General features: G+C 35.5%; 7 protein-coding genes and 1 pseudogene. 2 read left to right on the top strand and 6 right to left on the bottom strand.

The window, feature by feature from the left end:
• Positions 1-426, top strand: a pseudogene (locus FTU80_RS16195) (IS5-like element IS17 family transposase); the annotation flags it as partial.
• A gap of 108 nt (positions 427-534) precedes the next feature.
• Here FTU80_RS16195 and FTU80_RS16190 read toward each other — a convergent pair.
• From FTU80_RS16190 to FTU80_RS16165, 6 genes are read right to left on the bottom strand one after another with little or no spacing between them, the layout of a single operon-like run.
• The gene (locus FTU80_RS16190) at positions 535-1,050 is read right to left on the bottom strand and encodes a hypothetical protein (RefSeq protein WP_127798922.1); all 516 of its coding nucleotides are present in this window, start codon (positions 1,048-1,050) and stop codon (positions 535-537) included.
• Positions 1,051-1,090: 40 nt separating this feature from the next.
• A complete protein-coding gene (locus tag FTU80_RS16185; RefSeq protein WP_127798920.1) occupies positions 1,091-1,630 on the bottom strand; it encodes a 3'-5' exonuclease in 540 nt (179 codons plus the stop codon).
• A gap of 28 nt (positions 1,631-1,658) precedes the next feature.
• Positions 1,659-2,555 carry an ATP-binding protein gene (locus FTU80_RS16180; protein ID WP_151208079.1) on the bottom strand — a complete coding sequence of 299 codons (897 nt, stop codon included), beginning with the start codon at positions 2,553-2,555 and terminating at the stop codon, positions 1,659-1,661.
• Positions 2,552-3,049, bottom strand: a complete 498-nt coding sequence (locus FTU80_RS16175; protein WP_151208077.1) for a four-carbon acid sugar kinase family protein — start codon at positions 3,047-3,049, stop codon at positions 2,552-2,554. Before FTU80_RS16175 ends, FTU80_RS16180 begins: the two co-directional genes overlap by 4 nt.
• A gap of 3 nt (positions 3,050-3,052) precedes the next feature.
• A complete protein-coding gene (locus FTU80_RS16170; protein ID WP_151208075.1) occupies positions 3,053-4,000 on the bottom strand; it encodes a CBASS oligonucleotide cyclase in 948 nt (315 codons plus the stop codon).
• A 19-nt stretch (positions 4,001-4,019) separates the two neighbouring features.
• On the bottom strand, positions 4,020-5,555 hold the full coding sequence (locus FTU80_RS16165; RefSeq protein WP_151208073.1) for a 5'-methylthioadenosine/S-adenosylhomocysteine nucleosidase: 1,536 nt from the start codon (positions 5,553-5,555) through the stop codon (positions 4,020-4,022).
• A gap of 391 nt (positions 5,556-5,946) precedes the next feature.
• Between FTU80_RS16165 and FTU80_RS16160 the strand changes: the two genes are divergently transcribed.
• The coding region (locus tag FTU80_RS16160) for an IS5-like element IS17 family transposase (protein WP_180086100.1) at positions 5,947-6,568 on the top strand (622 nt) is incomplete at its 3' end.

Raw genomic sequence — 6,568 nt, 5'->3', positions numbered from 1 at the left:
GTCAGTGATTCACAAGTACTTGGTGATTTACTTAATCAGATTCCTCAAGATGAGCAGATTGACTCTGTTTATACCGATGGAGCTTATGACACCAAGCAATGCCGTCAGGTCATTGCAGATCGGCAAGCACATGCGGTGATTCCACCTAGAAAAAATGCGAAACCATGGAAAGATACAAAGATCAGCTCGCTAGAGCGAAATGAATTACTTCGAACAGTTAAACGTTTAGGCAGGACATTATGGAAAAAATGGTCAGGCTATCATCGCCGCAGTTTGGTGGAAACCAAGATGCATTGCATCAAATTATTAGGCGATAAATTAATGGCAAGAAGCTTTCCTAGTCAGGTGAATGAGATTCATGCACGTGTAGCAGTCCTCAACAGATTTACGGAATTAGGTCGACCACTTACCCAAGTTACGCCTTAAATTTGGCTCAATTAGGGGCGCTTTGCATTTCAAATCTTTGTGCAACAAAGCCTTAACAGCCTAAAAATATTATCTAGCCCTATGCAAAGATATGCATAGGGTTATTACTTATTTAGAAATTAACGTAGTATCATTTTTTTTGGGAGTTTCAAAAGAGATTTTTTCAAAAATTATTAAACTAAAGATTAAGACTCCGATTAAGCCAATTAGTCCCATAATTAAGAAAGTTGCTCTAAATATCAAGCCATAAGTCAAAATTTTACTTAAATATTTTTTTCCCATATTAGCTCTAATAAGATTACTTTCTTCATTACAAAATATTCCAATATCAATTGAAGAATTTCTTTCTAATCTTTTAAAGACTTCTTCAGATTGTTTGATTAAAAAAGATGTTCTTTGATCTAGCTTCCAGAAAACAAATGCCGTAATACTTAAGAAAATGGATAAAAATATTCCTATGTAAGCAAAGGTACTTGAGGACTGAATGGAAACACCTATAGCGGTTCCTAATCCAGCAATGATAAAAAGAAAATAATTGAACATTGTTATTCTTTGGTTGGAATGTAATTCAAAGTACTTCCAGGCATGTTCAACAGCTTGTTCAGAATTAATCCTATTTGTCATATTAATATTACCCAATTGAAAACTATATGAATTATATAATTTATTCAATTGAATAAACTAATCTAAATAATTCTGCTTGATACTTTGCATCGTGCAAAGCATTATGATCTCCTTGTAAAGTAGGATGTACATATTTATCTATTGAACTTGACTTTGTATCGTACCAGCTACATTTTGTGGCTCCCATAAAAAGAGCTTTGATATCTATAGCTGATATACCAAAAGGATTTCTATTTAAATATTTTAGAAAATAAAAATTTATAAAAGACCAATCGAAAGGCGCATTAAGTCCTACAAATATAGGTCTAGAGTCCTCTGGTAAATACTTGAGTATCCAACTTTCAAATTGAGACATTGCTTCTATGGGGGGAATACCTTTCTTTCGTGCTTGGTCTAAAGTTATTCCTGACACTTTTAAAGCTTCTTCAATTGCTTGATCACTGATTGGTTGGAGCATTATTGTAAATTCTATATCAGGGTTATATACGAAACATGCTCCTATAGTCAGCATACTGTGTTCACCTACTATAGGACCTGCTGTTTCAATGTCTACAGAAATATAAACCTCTTTTTTATACATTCTTATGCTCCTTCCAATTAGAATTATGTTATCCAGCCATTATAGGTGAAGGCTTTAGCTTACTAAGAGCCTGATGGAAGTGTGAGATTGTTAATTCTGAATCAGGAAAAGCTAAAGAAACTGCCGTTGGATATAACCGTGTACGAATATCTGAATAAGTCCAACCTGGTTCTGCTCCGTGAGGAGCAGTTGCACTTACTAATTCGGCAATTTCATCTTCCGAAAAATCGATGTCAGACAAATCTTTAGTAAAAAGCTCATGTCGTTCTTCATTAGATGGGCGAACAAACTCTTCTACAATGGAAGCTCTACGCAAAACAGCTGCATCTAAAGCAGCTAATCGATTAGTACATAAAATTGCAAAGATACGGCCACCATGTTTTCTTAAATCATCTATTGCTTGAATTAAAGTATTCACACCAACTTTATCTTCATGATGACTATTTTCTTGACTTCGAGATGCTCCAAGCGAATCACCTTCATCAATAATAAGAAAAGCTCGACCATTTCCATGTCCAATAGACCGAGTGATTTCATCGAATGCTTGTGCAATGAGAGTACCCATTTCACCAACTTTACCAGTTCCTCTGACTTTATTACTAAGCTTAAATAGCAAAGCATCTTCTATTTTCGCATCACGAGCTAATCTATTAACAATTGCTTCAGCATTTGCAGTTTTTCCAGTACCTACATCACCATGAAAAATAGCTAAAGGATATTGATCGACAAGAAGATCAATAACCGCTAGTTTTTTCCCATGTTTTTGTTTACTCCATTGTTCTAACTCATCAGCCTGAAGCAAAAGTTGTACTTGTTTCTTAATACGGGAATATCTAGATTCAAAACCGAGTAATTTGTCAGCTAAATCATCAAATTGTTTAATTGGTAAATCTGTCTTAACTTCAAAAACTGTTGATTTACTCATGAGTAGTCGCTCCTATTAGCTCCATAACCATTACTGCTATAACCTCGCTCCCCTGATGCAGAAAGGCTACTGTGAGTGGTACTTTCTGTTGTTGAGACCCAAGTTATTTCCAATGGTAATTTGGAAGCTTTTTCTGATTCATTACGATATTTATCGGTATGTGACAATATAATTCTAATTCGTCCATCTGGTGTGTGGGGCCACATTACTCCGCCAGGTCTTTCAGTACCAGATGCACCTTCAGTTTGAAATATGTACTTAATAGCTCTAACTTCTGAACCATAGGAAGATATCAAAGTTACATCCACTTTAGATAAATATTCATTTTTTGCTAATAGTTCAATATCATGGGCATATTCTTTCGCTTTATCTTCAGTCATCGCTCTTGTGCTACTAGCGATCATAATTAAATCTGCTTTAATACTACGTACAACTTTTTCAACATCAGCTACAGTGTAAGTACTCGAATAAGTACTTGAGTATGATGAACTCATGCTTTAATCCTTAATTTTAAATTTATTACCGAATATTTCTTTCCAAATGTCGTTATCATCTTCTACTGATGCATAATTTGCAGTTTCCCAAGCTTGTAAGGCTATTTTGACGATTTGTTCTTTCTCTTCTATAGTTATTCGAGACGCTACATTATTTTCATGGTTAGCAGGATCAATAATTACAACAGGATCTGAAAAATATTTCTGCACCTTAGCCGAGTTCTCAGGGAAATCAATACGTTCATTTAATTCACTTTGAGCTATAAATCCTAAAAATTCTCTAAAACGTTGTTCAATATTTTGTGTTGGTCCATCACGATCTTGTAAATAAGCTAGTATCAACTCTAGATGAAAAGATTTAAGGCCCGGAGGGCACGCAAAATTTTTCCATCGTTTTGCCATACGCACTAAAGTGCGGTAATGCTTATCTGAATTTTTTCTATCACGAATAAATTGAATATGACAAGGAGCACAAGTTAGGTTTTTTTCTTTAGTTTTTAGATCATATTGCCAACCATGGTTTGGTTCTTGGGCATCTTGAATTACAGGAACTACATCTACACTCAGCCCACTTTTGACAAAAGTTACTGTAGCTGCTCTCCGTTGAATCTCAAAATCTTCAACAGCTTTAGTTGGATAAATTTTTGTGAGTAACGTGTAAATTAAGTCATTAAGATTGTCTAATGTCGAATCATCTACATTTTTATTACTGATATAAAATACAATATCTACATCGATAGGATCATCTACAGTTTTCTTCAAAATTGTATACTTTGCAAAAGAACCGGCTTTAACTACTTTTGCTATTTTTAAGTCAGAGTTTGAAGTGATATGTTTGCGTAACTCTGTTATTAAATTATCCACTTGTGCATGATATTCTGTACGTTTTTCTGAAGGTAAACGAAGTACATTACCATCATAATATTGAAGATCTGAATTTGTAAGTGACATTCTGATGTGTTTCCCCAAGTTAGTTATTAAGTGTTAAGCCATGAGTAATATAATCTGCTGTTACTGCAGCAGCTGCTTTTGCGGCTAAGTCATGAAAGCGATTGTCTTTTGTGGAATCACCAAAGTCACTAATTCCTCTAATCATTAACACGGGTTTTTTATGTAAAGCACAAGCCGCAAATACTCCTGCACCCTCCATTTCAGCAACTTCAATTTTTCCATTAAGTTCTTTTAAGGCTTTAAATTTTTCAGGATCTCGAAGAAGCTTCTCACCACTTCCAATAGTGACTGTTTTAGGCATAACACTTTTAGTTACTGGGCCAATTTCAATACTATCTGGAAGTATGATTTCTAAGGCTTCATAGCTCTTTATTAAGCGACTTTCTAAAGAACTTTTGTTAGATAAATATGTGCTAACATCCTGTCTAACTTTAAGATCTAACACTGTGCTTTTAGGCCGGTGTTCTGTAGCGCCACCTTCAATGAGAGCTGCTCCTTCGTATGCAACGACTTGTTCAGATAAAACAACTTCGCCTAAAGCACATTTTTCGCGCATTCCCGCAGCAATACCTAACATGATTACATTTTTAGGTTGTAATTCAATTAGTAATGTGGTGGTGATTGAAGAAGCATCTACATTTCCAGCGCTAGAAAAACATGCTATTGCGCAATTAGCCCGTATACCATCATTGCGAATTATTTCTGTTTTCCATACATGGAGACCCGTACTTGTAACTATAGGCTGTACACCTTCATTAATATTTAATGCTTGCCTTGCAGCTGATAATTCAATTGGTAAAGCTGTCAAGACTAATACATCTGGCGGAAGAGCTGCGTGTCTAGCTTGTTCCTCTTTATAAAAGATCGTAATAATTCTCTTTGCAATTTGAGAAAATTCTAATACAGGTTCTTCTAAAGAGAGTGCTGAAATACTTTTTACCACAGTAGAACCGGTATTTTGCAAATAAGTTTGAGGAGTATCTCTAAATTTTTTTAGCAATCCTAATGCACCATTTCCATCTTCTTTATTTGATCCGATTTGTAGATCTAAAGGCAAAATAGGCAACCCTTTTTTTACCATTTTGTGAGCTCTATCTAATACTCCTTTACCACCACCTAGTGCAATCATTGCTGTAGCATGCTCAATTTGTTCTTCACCTACATTGCTACCTGTTAAGATTTCGTCATCAATACAAATATGTTCAGCAACCCCACGAGCAATCATGCTATTTAAAAGCCGTCGCTGTTCGGAATTGGTTTTGAATTGCAACCGATCATTTGATGCAACAATCTTAAGAAAGATTTTGTTTTCTATCCCTTGAGTTAGTTCGTTTATTTTTCTAGCAATAGTCCAATCAAAAACTAAAGATTTTTGAGTTTGATTTACAGGCTCTGCTGAAAAATAACCGATAAAGCTGCCTCCAGCATTAATAACTTCTGTTACAAGAGCTTCAACAAATGAATGAGCCTTATCGATCTGGTCATCATTTGTAGTAAGAGAAATGCTACCTGCAAGGAGAATACAACTATTTGAAAGAGAAACTGGATTACTCATTCTCCCCTTACCCCCTAAAAAATATAATAATTTTTAATAGATGAAGGTTACATTAACTATTGCAAGTGTTCTTTGAAAATTTATTTAGCTTTGTAATTTTAGTATGCAAGTTGAACTGTTGAATATGCGGTATTACCACCAAGACTTTGATTGATTTCTAGTAGTACTGATTCAATTTTTGGTAAAATGCCCATGCTTTATTGCTACCATGATGAAATTTTCAGAAATCATATATGGTTATCTTCGAAACAACGATGAAAAATGATGTCTCCCCCCATCCGCAATAAATATAGATCAATGTAGTGTTTTTAAATTAAAGGATTTATAACTTCAAATCGGCTTTGTTGCACAAATCTATCTGTAAAGGATTTTTCAGCGATATAATTTTCAAATGAAGAAGCCTACACACAAAATCTACCGCACAACCAATTGGCCCGCATATAACCGAGCACTCATGAGTCGCGGAAATATTGTCATTTGGTTTGATCCTGCTACGCAATGGTATGCTCCATCAAAAGGCAAACAAGGGCGAAATCAAACCTACTCCGACGCAGCTATCCAATGCTGCTTAATGATTAAATCCTTATTCCGTCTATCTTTACGTATGGTCACTGGCTTTGTGCAAAGTCTGATTGAACTTTGCGGATTAAATTGGACCGCACCAGATTACAGTACGCTTTGTAGAAGACAAAAGCATATTGATATTGCAATCAGCTACCAAAAAAGTAGCGATGGGCTGCATCTACTCGTAGACTCTACAGGCATGAAGTTTCTAGGTGAGGGCGAATGGAAACGCAAGAAACATGGAGCTGAATATCGTCGCCAATGGCGTAAACTACATATTGGTATAGATGCCAAAACCCTACAAATACGCGCTATTCAGCTCACAACCAATAATGTCAGTGATTCACAGGTGCTTGGTGATTTACTTAATCAGATTCCACAAGATGAGCAGATTGACTCTGTTTATACCGATGGAGCTTATGACACCAAGCAATGCCGTCAGGTCATTG

The organism is Acinetobacter sp. YH12145, from assembly GCF_013418335.1.
GTDB lineage: Bacteria > Pseudomonadota > Gammaproteobacteria > Pseudomonadales > Moraxellaceae > Acinetobacter > Acinetobacter amyesii.
This window is presented reverse-complemented; position numbering and strand designations above follow the sequence as displayed.